The organism is Corallococcus caeni (assembly GCF_036245865.1).
GTDB lineage: Bacteria > Myxococcota > Myxococcia > Myxococcales > Myxococcaceae > Corallococcus > Corallococcus caeni.
This window is the reverse complement of the sequence record NZ_BTTW01000001.1, coordinates 799003-820081: the sequence shown is the minus strand read 5'-3', so window position 1 is coordinate 820081 and position 21079 is coordinate 799003. Positions and strand designations below refer to the sequence as shown.

The window sequence follows — 21079 nt, the reverse complement described above, 5'->3', positions numbered from 1 at the left end:
GTTGTTTCAGGAAGCTTTCAGCGCTGGGACTAGTTCACGCCCACCGCGGTCCAGGCGTCCTTCACCTTCTGGACCTGGGTGGAGTCCGCGCCGTACAGGTCGGTGGCCGACTTGATGGTGGCCTCACGCGCCTGGGCGAACGTCGTCTTCGGCGTCATGTACGTGGTGAGGGCGCGGCCGAAGATCTTCAGGCCGTCCTCCATGCCCACGCCGCCCTTCACTTCCAGGCCGGAGGTGCGGTTCTTGCCACCCTCCACGAGCAGGTAGAAGGCGTTGTTGGCGATACCGCTGGAGCCGTGCACCTCCGTCTGCTTCGGGTAGTTCTTGTAGTTGTCGACCGAGTAGCCGTCCTTGGTCGGGTCGTTCATGTAGCGCAGGCCGTCCTCGTTGCTGCCGTTGTTCGGCGTCCACGCGGCCTCGCCCACGGTCCAGTTCCACTTGGCCTCGGGGTTCTTCTGCGCGGCGAACCACTCCACGCCCGTGCCCATGATGTCGGAGAAGGCCTCGTTCAGGCCGCCGGACTCGCCGCTGTAGATGAGGCCCGCGGTGCGCTCGGTGAGGCCGTGGGTGATTTCGTGGCCCGCGATGTCCAGCGTGGTGAGCGGGCCGGACTGCTTCCCGTCGCCGTCGCCGTAGCTCATCTTCTCGCCGTCCCAGAACGCGTTCACGTAGTTGTTCTTCACGTGCACGTAGCTGGTGAGCTTCTCACCCGCGCCGTCGATGGAGTCGCGGCCCAGGATCTCCTTGTAGAAGTCGTAGGTCGTCGCCGCGCCGTAGTGCGCGTCCACGGCGGCCTTGGCGCGCGCCGGGTCGGTGGCCTCGCCCCACTTGTCGTTGTTGTCGGTGATCTTCGTCTGGCCGGACGCGGTGGGCTTGTTGTTCGCGTCGTAGGTCACCACGCCCTTGCCGCGCGTCGAGTCCTCCAGCGAGTACGTGCCGTCCGCTTCCTTCTTGGTCTTCAGGTCCACGTGGCCGCTGTACATGGACAGGTCGTCCGCGGTGCCCGTGGGCGGGTTCTGCGGATCCGTCGGCGGAGGCGTGGTCTCCTTCGCGGTGATGTTCAGGCTCCAGTTGTTCAGGGTGCCCGTGTCACGCGCGGCCTTGTCCTCGACCGTGATGGTCCACTCGCCCTTGGCGCTCTCGCCCTTGAAGGCCTCGGACAGGTCGAACGAGCCCGCGATGTCGTCCTTGGAGCCGCCCTTGCGGTCCTGCAGCACGGCGGACTTGCCAGAGGGGCTGGTGACCGTGACCTTCAGGTCGCCGCTCCAGGTGTGCTTGATGTTCAGGTCGACGGACAGCTTGTCCACCGTCACGCCGTCCGGGATGTTGATCTTCGACTGGACCTGGCCCTTGTCCGGGATGGCGACGTTCGGGCTGGAGGTGCCGTTGACCTGGAGCTGCGCGGGCGCGGACTTGGTCCAGCCGCCGATCTTGTTGAAGCTCTCCAGCACCTTCCCCGTGTTGGCGTCGATGATGTAGTTCTGCTTCTTGGGCTTCTCCTGCCCGGCGATCTGCGTCACTTCCACCTGGTAGGCGGAGTGGTACTTGCCTTCCTTGTCCTGGTAGATGACGCGCTCGGAAGAGGGCTGCTTGTCGGCCTTGCCGCCCAGCTCCTTCTTCGCGATGTCGATGGCCTGCTGCGGCGCCAGCTTGGGCTTCTGCGAACCCAGGCCCGCGGGGATGGGGTTCTGCTCACCGGTGACGCTGGACACCTTGCCGTCCGCGCCCAGGTGGCTGATGAGCTGCTCGCCGAAGACCTTCACGCCCTCGTGCATGCGGTCCAGGCGCACGTGGGTCATGCCCAGCTCGTCGCGCTCCACGCTCCGGGGCGCCAGCGTCGGGCCGCTCTTGTTCGCCGCCAGCAGCGACGAGGCCGTCATCGGCGGGGTGAGGTGCTTCAGGGACGCCTGGATGGCCTGCTGCGCCTCCTTGCTGTCCAGCGCGAGGCGGCCGGGCTGCGAGGCCGTGGCCCCTGTGGAGGACTGCGTCGTCGCGGCGGCGGCCGTGGGCTGCGCGCCAGCGGCGGCGCCCGTGCGGGAGACGGACTCGAAGCCGTCCTTCACGCGCAGGACGTTCTTGGCCTTCGCCGGGGTCGCGGTGTCAGTGGTGGGGCGGAGAGAAACGGGCGTCGAACCGTCGGTGCGGCGAATGGTCATTGAACACTCACGCTGCAAGGGGGATGAACAATTCTCGCACGACGAACTCCGAGAGTTTCCGATGGGTTGAAGAAGTTAACGCGGCAGCCCGGAATTCAGGGGATAGCGCTGGTGGACTTCCTGTGAATTCAACGGTTGACACGGAAATTTTGCTTTCAGTAGGGGTCCATTGTGACCCGAATTCCTGAAATCCCCGACGCGAGCCGTCATGGAGCCGCCGCCGCGGGGGGCCGAAAATGCGGCGAAAATTCATGGAAAAATACATCCGAGCGGCAACCAGGCAGGCAGGACGGATGCGTGGAGGCTGATACACTGCGACACGGTTTCCCGGCCGGGTTGGTGCGGGGGCTGGACCCTGGGGGGGTTGAGACATGGAGCCGTGGATTCATCCGGAGACGCGGGAGGCGCCTGCCTTCGCGCCGCTGCCGGTGCGGGTGCCGCGCCGGAACTTCGAGGGCTTGTTTCAGCACGCCCTGAGGCCGTCTGGCCTGTTCGCGCAGGCGCTGCGGGACGTGGGCTACGACCCGGACGCCGTGGAGGAGGTCTTCCCGCTGGAGGTGTGGCGCGCGTCGCTGGCGGTGGCGCGGCGGCATGCGTGCCCGGGCCTGGCGAGCGAGGACGCCAACCGCGTGCTGGGCACGCACTACGTGGAGGGTTTCGCGCAGACGCTGGTGGGGCGCATCTTCGCCGCGGCGGCGCCGTTGCTGGGCGCGGAGCGGTGCCTGGCGCGGCTGCCCACGTACCTGCGCGCGGGACGCGACGACATGAAGCTGATGCTGGAGCCGGTGCGCGCCAGGGAGTGGCGGGCGCGCGTGGTGGACGCGGATCCGCTGCCGGACTTCGTGGCGGGCGTGATGGAGCAGGTGCTGCGCCGCACGCGGGTGCTGCCGCGCGTGGACGTCCTGGAGCGCGCCGAGCACTACTATTCGCTGCGCATCCGCTGGGACGAGGCCTGACGGCCGGCGCGTCCCCCCGCCCTAGTTGAGGTACGTCTTCGGCGGGGGGCGCTTGCTGACGGCAGCGGGCGGCGCCGGATGTGACTGACGCCACCGGCCGATGACGTCCATCAGCCCGTCGAACGTGTCGCGCAGGGCCCAGGCGCGGTCCTCCGCGTCCTTCAGGCCCTCGCAGCGCAGCAGGCCGTCGCGCAGCGCGCGCTGGACGCCGGGGCAGTCGTCGCGCTCGTCGATGAGCTGTTCGGCCGTCTGCGCGTAGAGCCGGTAGCACCCCTCCACGTCGCCCCGGTTGTAGGTGGGGGCGCCCACGTTGATGGCCTGGCCCAGCAGCGCGGCCACGGACTCCACGGCCGGCGGGGCGCAGCCCTCCAGCAGTCCCACGGGGTGCTGGGGCACCTGGCGCACGCGGGCGGCGCGCTGCCGGGGCGCGTCCAGCGCGGACAGCGGGCGCAGCGGACCGGGCGCCTTGAGCAGCGGCGTGATGTAGCGCACCGGGATGACGAGTCCCAGCGCGCGGCCGTTGGCGAGCGCCGCGGTGGCCAGCCCCACCACCTCTCCCTTCGCGTCCAGCACCGGCGAGCCGGAGGCGTCCTCGGGGAGGGTGCGGGACAGCTCCAGCAGGGTGAGCCATTCGCCCAGCACCTGCACCGCGCGGACCTCCAGGAGGCGCTGTTCGGGAGGGCGGTCCGCGTGGGCCTGGAGCACGTGCAGCGCTTCGCCCTCCCGGGGCAGCGTGGCGGGGCCCAGCGGGAGGGCGGGCACCAGGTCCGGGACGGACAGGCACAGGACGGCCAGGTCGCGGCGCTCGTCCACGGCGGCCACCTGCACCACCGGGGAGCGCAGGCCGTCCGGGAGCACGGCGGTGATGGCGCGCGCGCTGGCCACCGCGTGGAGGCTGGTGACGACGTGGCCCTCGGAGGAGATGACGAAGCCCGTGGCGGTGTGGCCCCCCAGGTCCAGCAACACCAGGGAGGCACTCGTGCGCCGCAAGGCCTCTTCGGCCCGCGCACGGCGTGCCTGGTCGTCGTCGGACATGGCCACCCCCACTTGTGATGCTTCGGCCGGCATTCCCATCGAGTTACATCCGACGCGCCCGGCCGCATCGCGTTGTATCAGCCCGCCCGCTCTCCACCCAACCCACCCGGGTGGGGTGATGTTGGCCGTCATGTTGTGATTGGCGCGCGAGTGTCTGGTCGTTAAACCTCCGGCCGGCATGCACAAGACCCACCTCGTCGGCGCCCGCACCCACAACCTCAAGGATCTGTCCGTCGACCTCTCCGAAGGAGAGTTCGTCTGCGTCACCGGCGTGTCCGGAGGCGGCAAATCGAGCCTCGCGCTGGACACGCTCTACGCGGAGGGCCAGCGGCGCTTCGTGGAGAGCTTCAGCCCGTATGCCCGGCAGTTCCTCGAGCGGCTGGAGCGGCCGCCCATGGACGCGCTGGAGCCGGTGGCCGCGGGCGTCGCGGTGGACCGGCGCGCGCCGGTGAAGAGCTCGCGCTCCACGGTGGCGACGCTTGCGGACGTGGAGCCGTACCTGTCCGCGCTCTTCACCCGGGAGGCCATGCCGGTGTGTCCGGACTGTGGCCTGGAGGCGGTGCGCACCGACGCGCGCGTGGCCGCGCAGGCCGCGCTGCGTGAGCACCCGGACGCGCCCGCCGTCTTCACGTACCCCGTGCGCATCCCGGACACGTCCGCGTTCCTCGACGCGAGGGCCCGCCTGCTGAAGGACGGCTACCACCGGCTGATGGTGCAGGGCGAGGTGAAGGAGCTGGAGACGCTCAAGCCGGGCGAGGCCACCGACCCCGCGGGCGTGGCGCAGGTGGTGGTGGACCGGGTGAAGCTGACGGACGCGAACCTGTCCCGCGTCACCCAGGCGCTGGAGGACGCGTGGGCGCGCGCGGACGGCGAGGCGCTGCTCTTTCTTCCGGAGGCCGCGCCGAAGCGGCTGCGCCGGGGCCTGGTGTGCCCGAAGTGCGCGCGGGAGTTCGAGCCCGCGAGGCCGGGCCTCTTCAGCTACCAGAGCCCGGTGGGCGCGTGCGCGCCGTGCCGCGGCTTCGGGCGCACCATCGGCATCGACTGGGGGAAGGTGATCCCCAACCCGGGCTTGAGCCTGGCGCAGGGGGCCATCCGTCCCTGGTCCGGCCAGTCCACCAGCTGGGAGCGCGAGATGCTCCAGCGCTACTGCAAGCAGAAGGGCATCCCCTTCGACAAGCCGTGGGAGAAGCTCACCGCCGCGCAGCGCGAGTCGGTGCTCCAGGGCGAGGGGGAGTACGACGGCGGCCGCGTCTACCCGGGCGTGCGCGCGTGGTTCCGGTGGATGGAGGGGCGCACGTACAAGATGCACGTGCGCGTGCTGCTGGCGCGCTATCGCGCGTACACGCTCTGCGAGAGCTGTCACGGCGCGCGGCTCAACGAGCAGGCCCGCGCGTGGCGCGTGGGCAACCTGGACCTGCCGGGCTGGCACGGGCTGGAGCTGACGGACGCGCTGACGCGGCTGGATGCGCTGAAGACGCTGACGGGGCAGGGCGACCTGGCGCGGCGCGAGCTGTCCGCGCGCCTGCGCTACCTGCAGCGCGTGGGCCTGGGCTACCTCACGCTGGACCGGCCCGCGCGCACGCTGTCCGGCGGCGAGGCGCAGCGCGTGTCGCTGACGGCGGCGCTGGGCACGTCGCTGACGGGCGCGCTCTTCGTGCTGGACGAGCCCACCGTGGGCCTGCACCCGGGGGACGTGCCGCCGCTCACGGAGGCCATCGCGGAGCTGGCGGACCGGGGCAACATCGCGCTGGTCATCGAGCATGATCCGCTGGTCATCCGCTCCGCGCACCGCGTGCTGGAGCTGGGCCCGGGCGCGGGACGCGACGGCGGCAAGCTGTGCTTCGACGGCACCCCGGAGGCGCTGGCGAAGCGGCAGGACCTGCCCACCGGCCGCATGCTGTCCGGCGGCTCGGAGGCGCCGCGCACGCCGCGCACGCGCACGGGGGAGCTGGTCATCCGCGAGGCGCGCGAGCACAACCTCAAGGACGTGTCCGTGCGCGTGCCGCTGGGCGTGCTGTGCGCCATCACCGGCCCCAGTGGCTCCGGCAAGAGCACGCTGATGGACGAGGTGCTCTACCGGCACCTGGCGCGCGGGCTGGGCGTGAAGGACGTGGAGGCCCCCGGTGACGTGGCGGCGGTGGAGGGTGGGGCGCAGGTGGAGGCCATCACCTTCGTGGACCAGTCCCCGCTGGGGCGCACGTCGCGCGGCAACGCGGCCACGTACACCAAGGCGTGGGACCGGCTGCGCGAGCGCTTCGCGTCCGAGCCCGACGCGGAGGTGCGGGGACTGACGTCCGCGCACTTCTCCTTCAACGTGGACAAGGGCCGCTGCGAGGCCTGCGCGGGTGAGGGCTACGAGACGGTGGAGATGCAGTTCCTCGCGGACGTGGCCCTGTTGTGCGCGGTGTGCCGGGGCCGGCGCTTCAAGGAGGAGGTGCTCGCCGTCCGCCACCAGGGCTTCAGCGTGGCGCAGGTGCTGGAGATGACGGTGGACGAGGTGCTCCAGCACTTCGGCGACGATTCCGCGTTGAAGCGCACGCTGGGGCCGGCGCAGCGGCTGGGCCTGGGCTACCTGCCCCTGGGCCAGCCCCTGTCCACGCTGTCCGGCGGCGAGGCGCAGCGGCTCAAGCTGGCGCGCGCGCTGGCCAGCGACGCGAAGGGCACGCTGTTCCTCATCGACGAGCCGAGCGCCGGCCTCCACGCGGAGGACGTGCGCCACGTGATGGCGTCGCTGCACGCGCTGGTGGACCGGGGCGCCAGCGTGCTGGTGGTGGACCACGACGTGTCGGTGATGAAGGGCTCGGACTGGATCATCGACCTGGGGCCCAAGGGCGGCCGGGACGGTGGCCGGCTGGTGGCGGAGGGCACGCCCGCGGACGTGGCGAAGGTGCAGGGCAGCGCCACCGCCGCCGCGCTCCGGGGCGAGGGCAAGCCGCTGGCGAAGGCGGTGAAGCTGCGCCGCCCGGGGAAGGACGCGCCGCCCGCCATCGAGGTGGAGCATGCGCGCGAGCACAACCTCAAGGACGTGTCCTGCCGGATTCCCCTGGGGAAGATGACGGTGGTGACGGGGCCCAGCGGCTCCGGCAAGAGCTCGCTGGTGTTCGACGTCGTCTTCGCGGAAGGGCAGCGCCGCTTCCTGGAGACGCTGACGCCGTACGCCCGGCAGTTCCTGCCCACGCTGCCGCGCCCGGACGTGGAGCGCATCAGCAGCATCCCGCCCACCGTGGCGCTGGAGCAGCGCACGTCACGCGCGGGGGCCACCAGCACCGTGGCCACCGTCACCGAGGTCGCCCACTACCTGCGCCTCATGTACGCGAAGATTGGCGAGCCGCACTGCCCTCACGACGACACGCCCATCGGCGCCACGACACCGGCCGCGCTCTACGCGCAGGTGCTGGCGACGAAGGGCGAGGGGCAGGTGCTGGCGCCCGCGGTGCGCGCTCGCAAGGGCACGTACCTGGACGTCTTCACCGCGGCGGCGCGCGCGGGCATCACCCAGGCCATCGCGGACGGGGCGCTGGTGTCCACGGACAACCCGCCGCGCCTGACGAAGACGAAGGAACACGACATCGACCTCGTGATGTACGAGGGCAAGCTCGCGAAGCTGCCGCGCGAGGTGTTCGAGTCTTCGCTCAACTGGGGCAAGGGCGCCGTGAAGCTGCGCACGGGCAAGGCGGAGACGCTGCTGTCCAGCGAGCGCACGTGCCCCAGGTGCGGGACCGCCGTGCCGGAGCTGGACCCGCGCTGGTTCTCCTTCAACACGAAGCAGGGCCGCTGCGAGTCGTGCGAGGGCACCGGCGTGCAGGGCGGTCCTTCCGCGATGGCCGAGGGCGAGACGGCCCCGTGCCGCACGTGCGGTGGCACCCGCCTGTCCCCGGTGCCGCGCGCGGTGCGGCTGGAGGGCGCGCGCTACCACGAGGTGGTGCAGGCGTCGGTGACGGCCACGCTCGCGCGCGTGCGCACCTGGAAGCTCAAGGGCGACCGGGCGCTGCTGGGGGAGACAGCGCGGCAGGAGATGCTGCGGCGCCTGGAGTTCCTGGAACGCGTGGGCCTGGGCTACCTGTCCCTGGACCGCAACGCCGCCACGCTGTCCGGCGGTGAGATGCAGCGGCTGCGGCTGTCCGCGCAGCTGGGGGCGGGCCTCACCGGCGCGATGTACGTGCTGGACGAGCCCACCATCGGCCTGCACCCGCGCGACACGCACCGGCTGCTCGACAACCTGCGCGCGCTGGTGGAGACGGGCTCCACGGTGCTCGTGGTGGAGCATGACTCCGACACCATCCGCGCCGCGGATCACCTGCTGGACCTGGGACCCACGGGCGGCCGGGGCGGTGGCCACATCCTGGCGGAGGGCACGCCGGACGTGGTGCTGGAGTCGGACTCTCCCACCGCGCTGGCGCTGCGGGCCGCGCAGGTGCGGCCTCCTTCAGGGAGAGGCGAGCCGAAGGCCTGGGTGGAGCTGAACGGCGCACGCGCGAACAACCTCCAGCGCGTGGACCTCAAGCTGCCGGTGGGCCGGCTCAACGTCGTCTCCGGCGTGTCCGGCTCCGGCAAGAGCACGCTCATCCGGCAGGTGCTGTACCCGGCGCTGCGCGACAAGCTGGGGCTCGTCACATCGAAGCCCGGCGCGTTCGACTCGCTCAAGGGCACGGAGTCCATCAAGCGGGTGCTGTCGGTGGATCAGTCGCCCATCGGCCGCACGCCGCGCTCGGTGCCGGCGACCTTCCTGGGCATCTGGGACGAGCTGCGCCGCGTGTTCGCGGCCACGCCCGAGGCGAAGATCCGCGGCTTCGGGCCCGCGCGCTTCTCCTTCAACACGGCGGCGGGTGGCCGCTGCAAGGTGTGCGAGGGGCAGGGCGCCATCTCCCATGAGATGTCCTTCCTGCCGGACGTCGTCACGCCGTGCGAGGCCTGCAACGGGGCGCGCTTCGACGCCGCCACGCTGGAGGTGCGCTACCACGGGCTCACCGTGGGCGACGTGCTGCGCCTGTCCGCGGACGAGGCGAAGGACGTGTTCCGTTCGCTGCCCAAGGTCGCCGCTCCGCTGGAGTGCCTGGCGGACCTGGGCGTGGGCTACCTGCAATTGGGGCAGGGCTCCAACACGCTGTCCGGCGGCGAGGCGCAGCGGCTCAAGCTGGCCGCGGAGCTGACGGCCACCTCCCGCCACGAGCCCACGCTGTACGTGCTGGATGAACCCACCACGGGCCTGCACCTGGGCGACGTGGAGAAGCTGATCACGTTCCTGGGCCGGCTGGTGGACCGGGGGGACACGCTGGTCGTCATCGAGCACCACCCCTCGGTCATCGCCGCGGGGGACCACGTGGTGGAGCTGGGGCCGGAGGGCGGCGAGGGCGGAGGCCGCATCGTGGGCGCGGGCACGCCTCGCGAGGTGGCGAAGCTCAAGACGCCCACGGGGCGCGTGCTCAAGACGGTTTTTTCCACTGAAGAACCCAGGACGCGCGTCGCCGCGCGGGGACGGTGAAACGATGAACGCCTTGCGGCATCCTGCTCGCGCCATGCGAACCCCACTGCTGTTCACCGTCGCGACGGTGCTCTCCCTCTCCACGGCGGCCTCCGCCGCGGACAAGACCGAGAAGAAAGCCATGTCCTTCCACCAGCTGTCCGCCAATCGGCTCGACGGCAAGCCCGAGAAGCTGTCGGACTTCCAGGGCAAGGTCGCCCTTGTCGTGAACACCGCGTCCGAGTGCGGCTACACGCCGCAGTACAAGGGCCTCCAGGCGCTCTACGACAGCTACAAGGACAAGGGCGTCGTCGTCCTGGGCTTCCCGTCCAACGACTTCGGCGGGCAGGAGCCGGGCACCTCCGAGCAGATCGCGAAGTTCTGCGAGCTGCGCTTCAAGGTCTCCTTCCCCATGTTCGAGAAGGTGAAGACGAAGGGCGAGGGCCAGTCCCCCGTCTACGCGTTCCTCGCCAAGGACCACGGCGAGCCCAAGTGGAACTTCCACAAGTACGTGGTGGGCAAGGACGGCCAGGTGAAGGCCGCGTTCCCCAGCAGCGTCACGCCCGACAGCCCGGAGCTGAAGGCCGCCATCGACAAGGCGCTCGCGGAGAAGTGACGGGCGTTGCCCGGCGGCGGATCCGGTCCTTGTGACGTGGATCCGCGCCGGGCGTTGGACGTCCGACGGTGGCTCCGCGCCGGGGGGCCGCTCGGCGATGGGGCAGGGCGTGCGCAGCTTGGGTCCCGGCCCATGGCTCCGGTTCCTCCCCCTGTCCGCGTCGTGACCGTGGTGCTGTTCGCGGCGCTGTGCGGTGGATGCGCGTCGCTGGAGCCCCAGCGCTCGGAGCTGTCCACGCGCGTGGGACGCTCCGACCTGTCCGTGGCGGTGATGCGCACGCGGGTGCGGGACCTGGCCCGGCGCTTCTCCGGATTGATTGAGGCCCTGGCGGACGACCTGGCCTCGCGTTCCGGTTCACCCACCGTGGCCGCGGCCATGCTGCGGTTCAAGGCCAACGCGGTGCCCGCCGTGCAGAGCTCGCTCTTCAAGCCGGATCCGGTGGCGGCCCTCATCGACACCTGGGCGCTGCTGGCCCAGCTGGAGGAGGCCCTGCCGCGCTCCGCCGCGGGTGCCTCGCCGGAGCTGGTGGCGCGCGCCCATGACTCGCTGGTGGCGCTGGAATCCCAGCTGGAGGCCGAGTGGCGCGAGGTCACCGGCCGCGAGGACGTGACCGGAGCCCGTGACACGGTGCACGCCTGGGCCGCGGCGCACCCGCTGACCGGACCGCTCGTCACACGCGAATCCACCACGGCCCTGCTGTCCTCCCTCACGGATGTGACAGGGGGAGGCCTGAGGTCCACGGCGGCCGGTCTCGTCGAGGACACGCGCGACCTCACCGCGCGCGTGGACCTCTATGCGACGAGCCTCCCCCGGCAGGCGCGCTGGCAGGCGGAGCTGGTCGCCACCGACGCGATGCGTGCCCCCACCGTCCAGGCCGCGCTGGCGGAGCTGGGGCGCACGGTGGACCTGCTGGACCGTGTGGGCGCGATGGCCGCGAACACGCCCGCGCTCATCGAACGCGAACGCCGCGCGGTGCTGGACGCCGTGCACGGCGAGCGCCTGGGCCTCCAGACGTTCGTCACCGGCGAGCGGCAGGCGGTGCTCGCGGACGTGGGGCGTGAGCGGCAGGCGGTGGTGGACGCGCTGCACGCCGAGCGCGTGGCCACGCTCCAGCAGCTGGACGGACTGGCGCGCGGCTGGGTGGACCACGCGTTCGACCGGCTGGGCCCGCTGGTGGACCGCGTGTTCCTCTGGCTCGCGCTGCTGTCGTTGCTGCTGGGCGTGGGCGGGGTGCTGGGCGGCCTGTTGCTGACGCGGGCGTGGCGGCGCGCGCGCTGAAAAGAGCGCCTACGACTTCTCCGGCTTGGGCGGGAACTTCTCCATCATCTTCTCCACGCCTTTCTCAATCCTGCCGCCGTTGCCCTGGACGCTCGGGGTGTCGCCCAGGTTCGCCTGGGCCGTGCCGCGCCAGACGAGCCGCTTCTCCCTCGCGTCCACCACGTCGAGGATGAGCGTGCCCACGTCGTACTGGCGCACGTACGTCCCCCAGGGCCCGTAGTACGAACCCCAGAACGGATCCCACGGGTAGCCCCAGTAGTTGTCCACCGACTCCGCGGACAGCCGCGTGTCGATGGCGCCCTGCCAGCCGATGAGGAAGTCCGGGTTCGCGCTCGCGTCCACCCTCTTGTAGCCGCGGGCCTGGAGGTCGCGATCCACGGCCTCCGTCACCTGGGCCTGGGTGATGTCGTTGTTGATGCGCGTGTCCTTCGTCCGCTGGGGCTGCGAGAGCCACGCATAGGTGTGGAACGAGTTGATGCGCTGGACCGCGGCGGGGTCGTAGTTGGTGCCGACCTTGACGCCCGCGCAGGACGCGAGCCCCAGGCACACGATGACGGAAAGGACACGGGACAGCAGACGCATGGCGGCCTCCAGGAGGATGGGCGCGTCCCCGGGGGAGGGACACGGTCGATGCCATGACGTTGGGGATGGCCCCCGGGGATGACTTCCCCCCGTGCCCGCCTGACCGCCTCCGACTTTCGGGAGGGGCGGCCTCAGTCGCCGCGCGGTTCCTTCAGTCCCCTGGCCTTCATCCCCTTCGCGCCCTCGGAGCGGGCCATGACCATGGCCAGCTTCGCGCGCTTCTGCGGGGACAGGTCCTTGGCGAGCGCCTGGTACAGCTCTCGGTCCAGCGCGGCGATCTGCGCCCGCGCGTCGAAGGCCTTCTGCGCCGCCGCGTCCACCTGCGACAGGGCCTCGGTGTCGCCGCGCGCCGCTTGGTGGAGGATGCGCGCCGAGTCCCGCACCTGCTCGCGCAGCGGGCGCCGGCGGTCCTCGAAGCGGCGCAGCGTCTCATCCATCTTCAGGGCCTGCGCGCTGTCCAGCTCCAGCGTGTCCGCCAGCTCCAGCACCTGCCGCAGCCGCTGCCGCTGTTCGGCCCGGGCCATGCGGTCGGGGTCACGCGCGCCAGGCTGCCGCGGCATGGGCTGCGCCAGCGCCATCACCGGCAGCGCGAACGCGAGCGCCAGGGCCATCCGCCTCATCGTCTTCACAGTGTCTCTCCCAGGTCGAAGTCCCCATCCAGGTCGGCGTCGTCGCCCTCCCACGTCAGGTCCTCGTCCACGCTGTACCCCGAAGCGTCGTCCTCCAGCGGATCCAACCCGGCCCACGCCTCGAAGGCGGCCAGCGTCTCCGCGTCCACGTCGTCGCGGGGACTCGCTGTCTGCACGGCGGCCGGCGTCGCCACGGGGTGGGGCGCCTTGAGGCGCTCCAGCGCGGACGGCCCCAGCATCAGCGCCACCACCGCCGCCACCGCCGCGAGCGAACCCAGCGCCCGGCGGCCCATGCCCCGCCGCGACTGTTCACGGCGCCAGGCCGCCAGGGTCCGTGCGCCCAGGCCCTCCTGCGCGCGCACCTCCACGGGCGTCTGGGGCGGCAGCGCCACCAGCCCCAGCACCTCTCGCGCGGAGGCCACCTCCGCCTGACAGGCCGCGCAGGACTCCAGGTGGGCCTGGAAGCGCGTGGCCTCCTCGCCCTCCAGCGCCTCCGCGGCGTGGAGGCTCGCCTGCTCCTCGTATTCCACGCACGCACCCATCACCGCGTCTCCCCGGCCACGTCGGCCTTCAAGCGTTTCACCGCGTGGTGGAACTGCACCTTCGCGTTGTTCTCCGTGATGCCCAGCGTCTCGGCGATGTCCTTGAACGGCAGCCCGCCGTCCACCCGCAGCGTCAGCACCTCGCGCTGGCGGCGGGGCAGGGCCAGCACCGCCTGACGCACCCGCTGTCCCCGCTGGGTGCGCTCCAGCGACGCCTCCGCGCCCTCGCCCGGATCCGCCGCCACGTCATCCATCACCCGCTCCACCAGCACCGGCCGCCACCGCAGCCCCTGGCGCGCGTGGTTCTTCGCCAGGTTGAGCGCCACCCGCACCAGCCACGAACGGAAGGGCGTGGGCGTGGAGGGGGTGAAGCGCGCGAACACCCGTCGTGACGCCTCCATGGCCCGGAGGAACGCCTGCTGGGTCAGGTCCGCCGCGTCCTCCGCGCTCACGGTGTAGCGGCGCATCAGCGAGAAGACGAGGCCCCGGTGCCGCTCAAAGAGCTGGCCGAACGCCGCCGCGTCCCCCGCGAGGAAGGCCCCGCACAGGGCCTCGTCCGAGAGAGCGCTCACGGCCCCACCGGGCCTCACCAGTCCTAGGACCCGTCCGCTCACAGGGGCTCCAACCCTCCAGGGGGCGGAAGGTTATTTTCCGGCCCGCGTTTCGCCCCGTAGGCAGTGCAGCGGACGTCCGGTACCGGGCAGGCGGGCGGGCCCCAGGCCCTCAAGCGGAGGCGGTGTCGCTGCCCGGGGCGGGGTGGGACTGGAGGTACTTCAGCACGTCGTCCAGGTGCCGGTAGACGCGCACTTCGTGGTGGATGACATGTTCGACGGTACCGTCCGCGCCGATGATGAAGGTGACGCGCCGGTCGATGTTGAGGACGGGCCACAGCACGCCCCAGGCGCGGCTGATCCGCCGCTCGTCGTCTCCCAGGAGGGCGAAGTGGATGCCCTCCTGCTGGGCGAAGTCGCACTGGGTGGTGAGCGTGTCCACGGAGACGCCGACCAGCTCCGCGCCCAGCTCGCGGATCCGCTCGTGGTTGTCCCGGAACGCCCTGTTCTCGATGGTGCAGCCCACGGTGAAGGCGCGCGGGAAGAAGAAGAGCACGACGCGCCGGCCTCGCAGCTCCGACAACCGCACGCTCTGGCCATGGCAGTCGGTCGCGACGAAGTCAGGTGCGAGGTCTCCGACGGCAATCATTCGATGCGCGCTCCATCCCGACGGCGGGGCCGCCCCTCCCCTACCACGTTTTCCCCGCCATCCCATGCCGCGCCGCGCCGGGTGTCCCCTCCCTGGGGAATCTGGCAAGGTGCCCCGCCGTGTCGCCTGCCTTGACGGACCCTGCCTCCCCCGCCTTCCTCGATGCCCTGGCCCGTGGCCTGGGCGTGACCCGGGTTGCCCGCGTCACCGGCCTGGACCGCACCGGCGTGGAGGTCGCCTGCGCGGTGCGTCCGGGTGGACACGTGCTCCAGGTGTGTAACGGCAAGGGGCTCACCTTCGAGGCCGCGGCCCGGGGCGCGCTCTTCGAGACGGCGGAGCTGTGGGCGGCGGAGACGGTCCGGCCGGAGCGGCTGCGCTGGGGTTCCCAGGCGGAGCTGGAGCGGACAGGCGACCCGGTGTGGGGCGTGGAGGCGCTGGGGTCGGCGGGGGCGGTGGTGGCGCCCAGGCTCGCGGGGCCGGCGGTGCGGCTGGCGTGGTGCGAGGCGCGGACGCTGGACGGCGGCGAGCGCGTCTGGGTGCCGGCGCAGGGCGTGTACTGCCCGCCCTCCGGGACGTCGGCGCTGGGGCCGCTGTCGGTGGCCTGGACGACGAATGGCTCCGGGGCGCATCCGGAGTCGGAGCCGGCGCTGCTGCACGCGCTGCTGGAGGCCACGGAGCGCGACCAGCTGGCGCGGGCGCTGCCGGAGGGCTGGTCGGAGGAGGGCGTGGTGGGGCGGATGCTGCGGCCGGAGCGCCTGGAGGACGGGGCGCCGCGCACGGCCGGGCTGAGGGAGACGCTGGAGGCCCGGGGGTTTCGCGCCTACCTCTTCGACGTGACGCCAGCGCCCCGGACGCGGGGCCGGGTGGGGCTGCCGGTGGCGGCGGCGGTGCTGGTGGACGCGGACGAGGGGCCGGTGCCCCTCACGGCCGGTTATGCGTGCGCGCTGGACCGGGATGAGGCCTTGCACAAGGCCCTGCTGGAGGCCGCGCAGTCGCGGCTGACGGACATCCACGGCGCCCGTGAGGACGTGGCGGCGGCGGACCGCGAGGCTTCGCTGGGGTTCGCCCAGGCCCTGGCGGAGGTGCGGCCGAGGCGCGCCGTGGACGCGATGCCGGACGTGGCGGTCCGGCGGGCAGGCACCGCGACAGCGAAGGTGCGCACGGTGCTGTCGCTGCTGGATGGCGCGGGCTTCACCCGGGTGGCGGGTGTGGCGCTGGATGCGCCGGTGCCAGGGCTGCACGTGTGGAAGGTGGTGGTGGCGGGCATGCGCGTCTCGGAGCTCCTGTGAAACGGCGGTCGGACGACCTGGTGGTGTTCCTGGGGCCCTCGCTGCCCGAGGCGGAGGCGCGGCGGATCGCGCCGTGCACGGTGTTGCCCCCCGCGCGGCAGGGGGACGTGTGGCGGGCGCTGTCGCTCAAGCCCCGGGCCCTGGTGCTGGTGGACGGCGTCTTCGAGGCGCAGCCGTCCGTGTGGCACCACGAGCTGCTCGCGGCGATGGAGGCGGGCGTGGCCGTGTTCGGCGGCGGCAGCATGGGCGCGCTGCGCGCCTCGGAGCTGGCCGGGCAGGGCATGGTGGGCGTGGGCCGCATCTTCGGGTGGTACCGCGACGGCGTGGCGGTGGATGACGCGGAGGTGGCGCTGCTGCACGCGGACGCCGAACACGGTTGGCGTCCCCTCACCGTGCCCCTGGTGAACGTGCGGCACGCGGCGGAGCAGGCACGCAAGGCGCGCGTGCTGGGACGCCCCGGCGCGCAGGCCCTGGTGGACGCGGCGGCCGCCGTCTTCTACCAGGAGCGCACCTGGGCGCGGATCCGCGAGGCCGTGGAGCCCGCGTGGACCCAGCCCGTGCGCGACGCATGGGACGCCTGGTTCGCGAACGGGGTGGAGGACCTCAAGCGGCTGGACGCCATGGAGTGCATCCGCGCGGCGGCGGACTTCGTGAGCCAGGCGGAACCGGCCCGGCCCGGCGTGCAGCGCAATCCCTCCTCGCTGGTGCGGCGCCGGCGCCTGGTGGAGGACGTGACGCGCGTGGGCCCGCGCCCCGTGGACTCCGGACGGGTGATGGAGCTGCTGCGAGGCGCGCCGGATGCGGCGGCGTGGGCGGAGGCGGGCCTGCGGCGCGCGCTGCTCGCGGGCTGGGCGCGTTCGCTGGGCCTCGAGGCGACGGAGGAGGAGATCGCCGCGGAGGAGGCCGCATGGTGGAAGGAGCGGGGGATCCGCGCGTCACGCCGCGAGGCCTTCCTCGCCGCGAGCGGGCTCGATGGACCGGGGCTGCGCCGGCTGTGTGAGGCCCGGGCGCTGGAGCGGCTGGCATTGCTGAACGCGTCGCGGCTGCTTCCGGATGGCCCCTCCTGGGACGAGGCCCTGGCCTCCGAAGCCCGGCTGGGCGGCCAGTGGGAGCAGGCCGCCCGGGCGCTGGCGGAAGCGGACGAAGGGCCTGACGAAGGCGGGTGACGGCCCGTCCCCCCCGAGCAATCCCAGACAGGGGCTCCCGTCACGGCTGACGGTTGAGCCCTGTTTCACGTGCCCCGTGGCCTCCATGCGCCCTGGCGGGTTGGACGCGCGTTCAGGTTCAACCCTCCTGCTGCGTCACGAAAAAACGTGACAGCCCCGTACGGACGGATAGGGTCAACCCCGGAGGTTGTCCGCATTGAACACCGCTCCCCGGGTGGTTCCGCCAAGTGGGTCCGCGCCGTCGCCGGCAGGGCACGCTCGCGGATTGCGGGGAATCCAACCTCCGCGGTGGGGTGTGGCAGGGAAGGCACCCTCGCTGGTCCTGAACCCCTGGAAAGGTGTCCCCACCTCCCAGGTTGTGTCACGGGTTGAATCAGGGTCATGACCACGCCGCTCCACCCGGACCAGCTTGAGGTCGGTCACCACGTCGGCCCGTGGCGGATCGTGGGCTTCCTGGGCGCGGGCGGCTTCGGCCGGGTGTTCAAGGTGGAGCGGGGTGGGCACGTCTACGCGTTGAAGCTGGCGCTGCGGCCGGCGAACCAGCACGCGGCGGACGAAGAGGACGTCAACGGGCGGCTCTCACGGGAAGTGGCGGCGCTGCTCGCCTGCGCGCCGCATCCCAACCTGCCGCGAGTGCACGCGGTGGATCGTTGGCCGGAGCCGCCGGACGGCTACCTCTTCCACGTCACCGACTTCGTGGACGGCGAGACCTTCCACGAGTGGCGCTGGCGGGTGAAGCCCTCCGCCGCGCACCTGCTGACCGTCTACACGGAGGTCGTGCGGGTGTTCGCGGATCTCCACCGCCGGGGCGTTCTTCACCGCGACCTCAAGGCGGACAACCTGCTCATCCGCCGCGCCGACGAGCGCCCCATCCTCATCGACATGGGCACGGCGCGCATCCCGGGGGCCTCCACGCTGACGGTGGGCGTGGCGCCCGCGTCGCCGCACCTGCTGCCGCCCGAGTGCGTGGCGTTCCTGCGCGAGGGCTCCTGGAAGTCGGGAGCGAACTTCGACGCGGGCATCCCGGGCGACCTCTACGCGCTGGGCGCGCTGCTCTACGAGTCGCTGACGGACGGCTACGCCTTCGACCCGCGCCTTCCCTACGAGCGGTTGCTGCCCGCCATCGAGACGGTGGTGCCGCGCGCCCCCAAGGACATCAACCCCAAGGTCCCCTCCAGCCTGTCGGACATCGCGATGCGGCTGCTCTCCAAGCGCCCCGAGGACCGTTACTCGGGAACGGAGACGCTGCTGCAGGCGCTCTGGGACGCGGCCAAGGACAAGCGCCACTCGGACTGGAAGGTGTCCCTGGACATCCCGGCGGATCCGGAAGCATCCGGCCTGGACCGGGGCGTGGTGTCACTGTCGCAGTACCCCGGGCGCCCCAAGGAGTCGGAGGCCGGTGCCACGGAGCCTGCGGGTTCGCCCGCCACCGTGGATCCCTCCGTGGCGCCGAAGCGGCGTCGCCGTTCCGGAGCGGTGCTCGGCCTGGGAGCACTCCTGCTGGGTCTTTTGGTTTTCGGGCTGGTCCGGCTGACACCGGACCGGCCTTCACCTGCTTTAGCGCCTGTGTCTGAGAAAGGAAGTCCGTCCGTGACCCCAACCCCGAGTCTTCCCGATGCCGCCGTGCTCGCGGTGGCCGCTTCCCCGGATGCGGGAGTTCCCGCATCGGTGGAGCCGACTCCGTCCGTGCCGCCCGCGGTCGCGAGTGCTCCCGTGAAACCCTTGCGTGCAGACGGGGGAGTCATGCGGAAGATCGCGGGAGCGGCCGTGGCGGCGTGCGTGGGTGTGTCTTGCGCGGGCGGTAATGCCAACACCCGCAGAGAGGAAGGCGAACCGTGCCCGCCGGGCGCCAAGGAGGCCATGAGGGCGTTGGATAAAGCGGGCCGCGTCCCAATGCACGGCGTCTACCTGCAAGAAAACGAGAACCTTGGAATGGCGGTCCGTGAAGGGCCCATCTCCGGCCTGGTCCATCGGGCGAAGCAGGACGGCCAGCTGCCGGTGGGCACAAGGATCAATGGTCGCGCGGTGTTCAATCCGGGAAACACGCGGCTGCTCTTCGATGAAGCCATCCTACCTGGAGGGAAGGTCGTCCCCATTTGCATGGAGTTCTACGACGAGCAACGCAACCGCATCGGCTGGGACATGAATACGTACGGCTACGAGGAGGACACCGCCACCGTCCGTCACATTCCGGTCGAGTTGTTCGGCGTAATGGCGGTCAGGCGCTTCAACGCCCCCGAGGAGTAACCATTTCGTCTCATTGAAGCCTACTCATGGGGATGGGTCATCGTCGCGCGGCGGGCACACGTCACGTCCCATGGTAGAAAGGGGGCCCTGTTCTGCCCCGGTTCGAGGAGCCCTTCCCACCGTGCCCGCTTGTCTGTTCGTCGCGCTTCCGGTTCTTCTCTGGTCGACCAGTCTCCTGGCGGCGCCTCCCATCGAGAAGGAGGTGGGGGCGGGGACGCTCCGGATGGAAGTGGGAGCGGACGAGACAGGGACGCGGCCCATCCACATCGGGCCAGGGGTGAGCACGACGCTGCTCTTCGATACAGACATCCAGCAGGACCAGGTGAGCCTGGAGTCGCGAGTGCATTTCGCGCGGGTAAGTACGGGCAGTTCGGTGCTCGTGCTCATTCCGTCCAGTGACTTGCGGCAGGGGGAAACCTTGAAGCTGTCCGTTCCCTTCAAGGATTCGGGAACGACGGCTCCCTCGCGACTGTCATTGACCCTGGTGGTGGAGCCCGGTGCCGTGGACCGACAGGTGGAGGTCTACCGGAGAGGGCGTTCCGCGGAGTCATACCGCCTGGAAGTGCAGCAACTGCGCACGGAGTTGAAGCGCTTGCGACAGGAATACGGTTCCCCAGCAAGCGGTGCGTGCGAACCGGGGGGCTTTCGGGGGCTCCTGCTGTCCACGATGGACAGTCCTGCCCTGATGGCCAAGTTCATGTCGACTCCATCGAACTGCAAGCAACCCTGCCCAGTTCATCTCGGAAAGAGTTCGACGTACGCGTTTGGGAAACGGCGGGCTGTGCGGCTGTCATTGCGGTCGGTCGACAAGAAGCCATGGAGCATCGGGCGGGCGGTGCTGGTGGATCGGCAGGGAAAGGAGTGGGAGTCCCTGCCACCCGCCCAGTCCGGGCCCATCACTGCGGACGCAGAGGCGATCCTGGTCCTGGAGTTCGACGTGAACAACCCGGAGCTGAACGGCTATCAACTAATCGTCTCGGATGTGGATGGAAACCTGATGGCGCAGTGGAGCGGGATCAGTTTCCCCTGAGTCGAAACGCAGCTCAGTCCAGGAACCTGCGCTCCCAGCGACGTTGGGCTTCGGCATCCCTGGAGGGACGGGAGTCACCCTGGAAGTACATCCAGGGCTCCAGGACGCGGGCCAGCTCACGGTAGGGCGGTAGCACGGGGCTCCGCGCCGTCTCCCCCGCGTCTGGCTCAGGGCCCAGGGTGATGACCGCGCGTCCCTCCGAAAGGGGCTGCACGGTCGTGCCTGGACTCTTGAGCCTTTCACGGAGGGCATCCACGCCGCCCAGTTCCGCGAGCACTGGAGGGCCCAGGAAGTTCATCCAATGGACGCCGCGGATGCGGTTGCCCAGGTGCAGGGAGGCGGACTCATCGGGAACATCCATTCCGGGATGACGAAGGCGTTCGCGATGAACCAGTTCGTCGACGCCCAGGAGACTGAGCTGGCCATTGAAAGCGAGGCCCGCATGCCCGGAGGTAAACGGCAGGTCCGCTGAGAGTTTCAATGCCAGCTCGCGGACGAGGACTGGCCCTTGCGACTCCAGGAACTCCGTGGGGAGCCAGAAGGTGACGGTGCTCAACACCCGTGACGCATCCGGGGAATCGGGATTCTCCCTCCACTGGCCGTCATAGATGAACCCGTAATCACCCACTCCATTGACGTGATCCGCCAGATGAATATGAGCGAACTGGGAGGAGTGGAATTCCTGCTCCAGGAACGCTCGACCAGCGCTATTGATTTTGTGGAAATCCCCTTCGTAGTTGCAATACCAATCCAGCGACGCCGGTGCGATAGCGTGCTGAAACACATGAAGGGTGTGTTCAATGTGCTGGGTGATGTCGTGGTGCGAGTGACCCAGGTAGAAGGCAATGCTGACGCCATCCTGGAGCAACATGCCCCCGTGCCCTGCACGAAT

16 protein-coding genes are annotated in these 21079 nt (G+C 70.9%); 8 read left to right on the top strand and 8 right to left on the bottom strand.

All coding sequences use genetic code 11. The annotated features are described in order from the left end of the window. Positions 1 to 29: 29 nt before the first annotated feature. Positions 30 to 2156 (bottom strand): M4 family metallopeptidase, encoded by a 2127-nt coding sequence (locus AABA78_RS03405; protein WP_338261595.1) that lies wholly within the window; start codon positions 2154 to 2156, stop codon positions 30 to 32. A 371-nt stretch (positions 2157 to 2527) separates the two neighbouring features. On the opposite strand from AABA78_RS03405, the gene AABA78_RS03400 reads away from it, so the two are divergent. After that, a complete protein-coding gene (locus tag AABA78_RS03400; RefSeq protein ID WP_338261594.1) occupies positions 2528 to 3112 on the top strand; it encodes a DUF2378 family protein in 585 nt (194 codons plus the stop codon). Positions 3113 to 3133: 21 nt separating this feature from the next. Here the strand turns inward: AABA78_RS03400 and AABA78_RS03395 are convergent, their stop codons facing one another. Then, a complete protein-coding gene (locus AABA78_RS03395) occupies positions 3134 to 4147 on the bottom strand; it encodes a S1 family peptidase (protein WP_338261593.1) in 1014 nt (337 codons plus the stop codon). A 178-nt stretch (positions 4148 to 4325) separates the two neighbouring features. On the opposite strand from AABA78_RS03395, the gene uvrA reads away from it, so the two are divergent. The 3 genes from uvrA (at position 4326) to AABA78_RS03380 (ending at position 11502) form a co-directional block, all read left to right on the top strand. Beyond that, positions 4326 to 9629 (top strand): excinuclease ABC subunit UvrA, encoded by a 5304-nt coding sequence (gene uvrA, locus AABA78_RS03390; RefSeq protein ID WP_338261592.1) that lies wholly within the window; start codon positions 4326 to 4328, stop codon positions 9627 to 9629. 34 nt (positions 9630 to 9663) lie between these two features. Further along, complete coding sequence (locus AABA78_RS03385) at positions 9664 to 10224, top strand: glutathione peroxidase (protein ID WP_338261591.1); 561 nt, start codon at positions 9664 to 9666, stop codon at positions 10222 to 10224. A gap of 132 nt (positions 10225 to 10356) precedes the next feature. Continuing rightward, positions 10357 to 11502 carry a chemotaxis protein gene (locus AABA78_RS03380; protein WP_338261590.1) on the top strand — a complete coding sequence of 382 codons (1146 nt, stop codon included), beginning with the start codon at positions 10357 to 10359 and terminating at the stop codon, positions 11500 to 11502. A gap of 9 nt (positions 11503 to 11511) precedes the next feature. Here AABA78_RS03380 and AABA78_RS03375 read toward each other — a convergent pair whose 3' ends face one another. From AABA78_RS03375 to AABA78_RS03355, 5 genes are all read right to left on the bottom strand, one after another. Further along, on the bottom strand, positions 11512 to 12084 hold the full coding sequence (locus tag AABA78_RS03375; RefSeq protein ID WP_338261589.1) for a DUF4136 domain-containing protein: 573 nt from the start codon (positions 12082 to 12084) through the stop codon (positions 11512 to 11514). Between the two features lie 131 nt (positions 12085 to 12215). Further along, the gene (locus AABA78_RS03370) at positions 12216 to 12695 is read right to left on the bottom strand and encodes a hypothetical protein (protein ID WP_338261588.1); all 480 of its coding nucleotides are present in this window, start codon (positions 12693 to 12695) and stop codon (positions 12216 to 12218) included. A gap of 14 nt (positions 12696 to 12709) precedes the next feature. Further along, positions 12710 to 13255 carry a zf-HC2 domain-containing protein gene (locus AABA78_RS03365; RefSeq protein ID WP_338261587.1) on the bottom strand — a complete coding sequence of 182 codons (546 nt, stop codon included), beginning with the start codon at positions 13253 to 13255 and terminating at the stop codon, positions 12710 to 12712. After that, positions 13255 to 13827: an RNA polymerase sigma factor gene (locus AABA78_RS03360; RefSeq protein WP_338261585.1), complete on the bottom strand. Its 573-nt coding sequence runs from the start codon at positions 13825 to 13827 to the stop codon at positions 13255 to 13257. The genes AABA78_RS03365 and AABA78_RS03360 overlap by 1 nt, the downstream gene beginning before the upstream one ends. 151 nt (positions 13828 to 13978) lie before the next feature. Then, positions 13979 to 14455 (bottom strand): peroxiredoxin, encoded by a 477-nt coding sequence (locus AABA78_RS03355; protein WP_338261584.1) that lies wholly within the window; start codon positions 14453 to 14455, stop codon positions 13979 to 13981. A 119-nt stretch (positions 14456 to 14574) separates the two neighbouring features. Here AABA78_RS03355 and AABA78_RS03350 point away from each other — a divergent pair, with 119 nt between their 5' ends. The 4 genes from AABA78_RS03350 to AABA78_RS03335 all read left to right on the top strand — a co-directional run bounded on the left by AABA78_RS03350 (position 14575) and on the right by AABA78_RS03335 (position 20187). After that, the gene (locus tag AABA78_RS03350) at positions 14575 to 15744 is read left to right on the top strand and encodes a YcaO-like family protein (RefSeq protein WP_338261583.1); all 1170 of its coding nucleotides are present in this window, start codon (positions 14575 to 14577) and stop codon (positions 15742 to 15744) included. Then, positions 15741 to 16910 carry a TfuA-like protein gene (locus AABA78_RS03345; RefSeq protein ID WP_338261582.1) on the top strand — a complete coding sequence of 390 codons (1170 nt, stop codon included), beginning with the start codon at positions 15741 to 15743 and terminating at the stop codon, positions 16908 to 16910. The genes AABA78_RS03350 and AABA78_RS03345 overlap by 4 nt, the downstream gene beginning before the upstream one ends. A 381-nt stretch (positions 16911 to 17291) precedes the next feature. Next, entirely contained in the window at positions 17292 to 19157 is a 1866-nt protein-coding gene (locus AABA78_RS03340; protein ID WP_338261581.1) for a serine/threonine protein kinase, read from the top strand. Positions 19158 to 19227: 70 nt separating this feature from the next. Then, positions 19228 to 20187, top strand: coding sequence for a DUF2381 family protein (locus AABA78_RS03335; protein WP_338261580.1), 960 nt, complete (start codon positions 19228 to 19230; stop codon positions 20185 to 20187). A 13-nt stretch (positions 20188 to 20200) separates the two neighbouring features. Here the strand turns inward: AABA78_RS03335 and AABA78_RS03330 are convergent, their stop codons facing one another. Next, on the bottom strand, positions 20201 to 21058 hold the full coding sequence (locus AABA78_RS03330) for a DUF3396 domain-containing protein (protein WP_338261579.1): 858 nt from the start codon (positions 21056 to 21058) through the stop codon (positions 20201 to 20203). Positions 21059 to 21079: the final 21 nt, after the last annotated feature.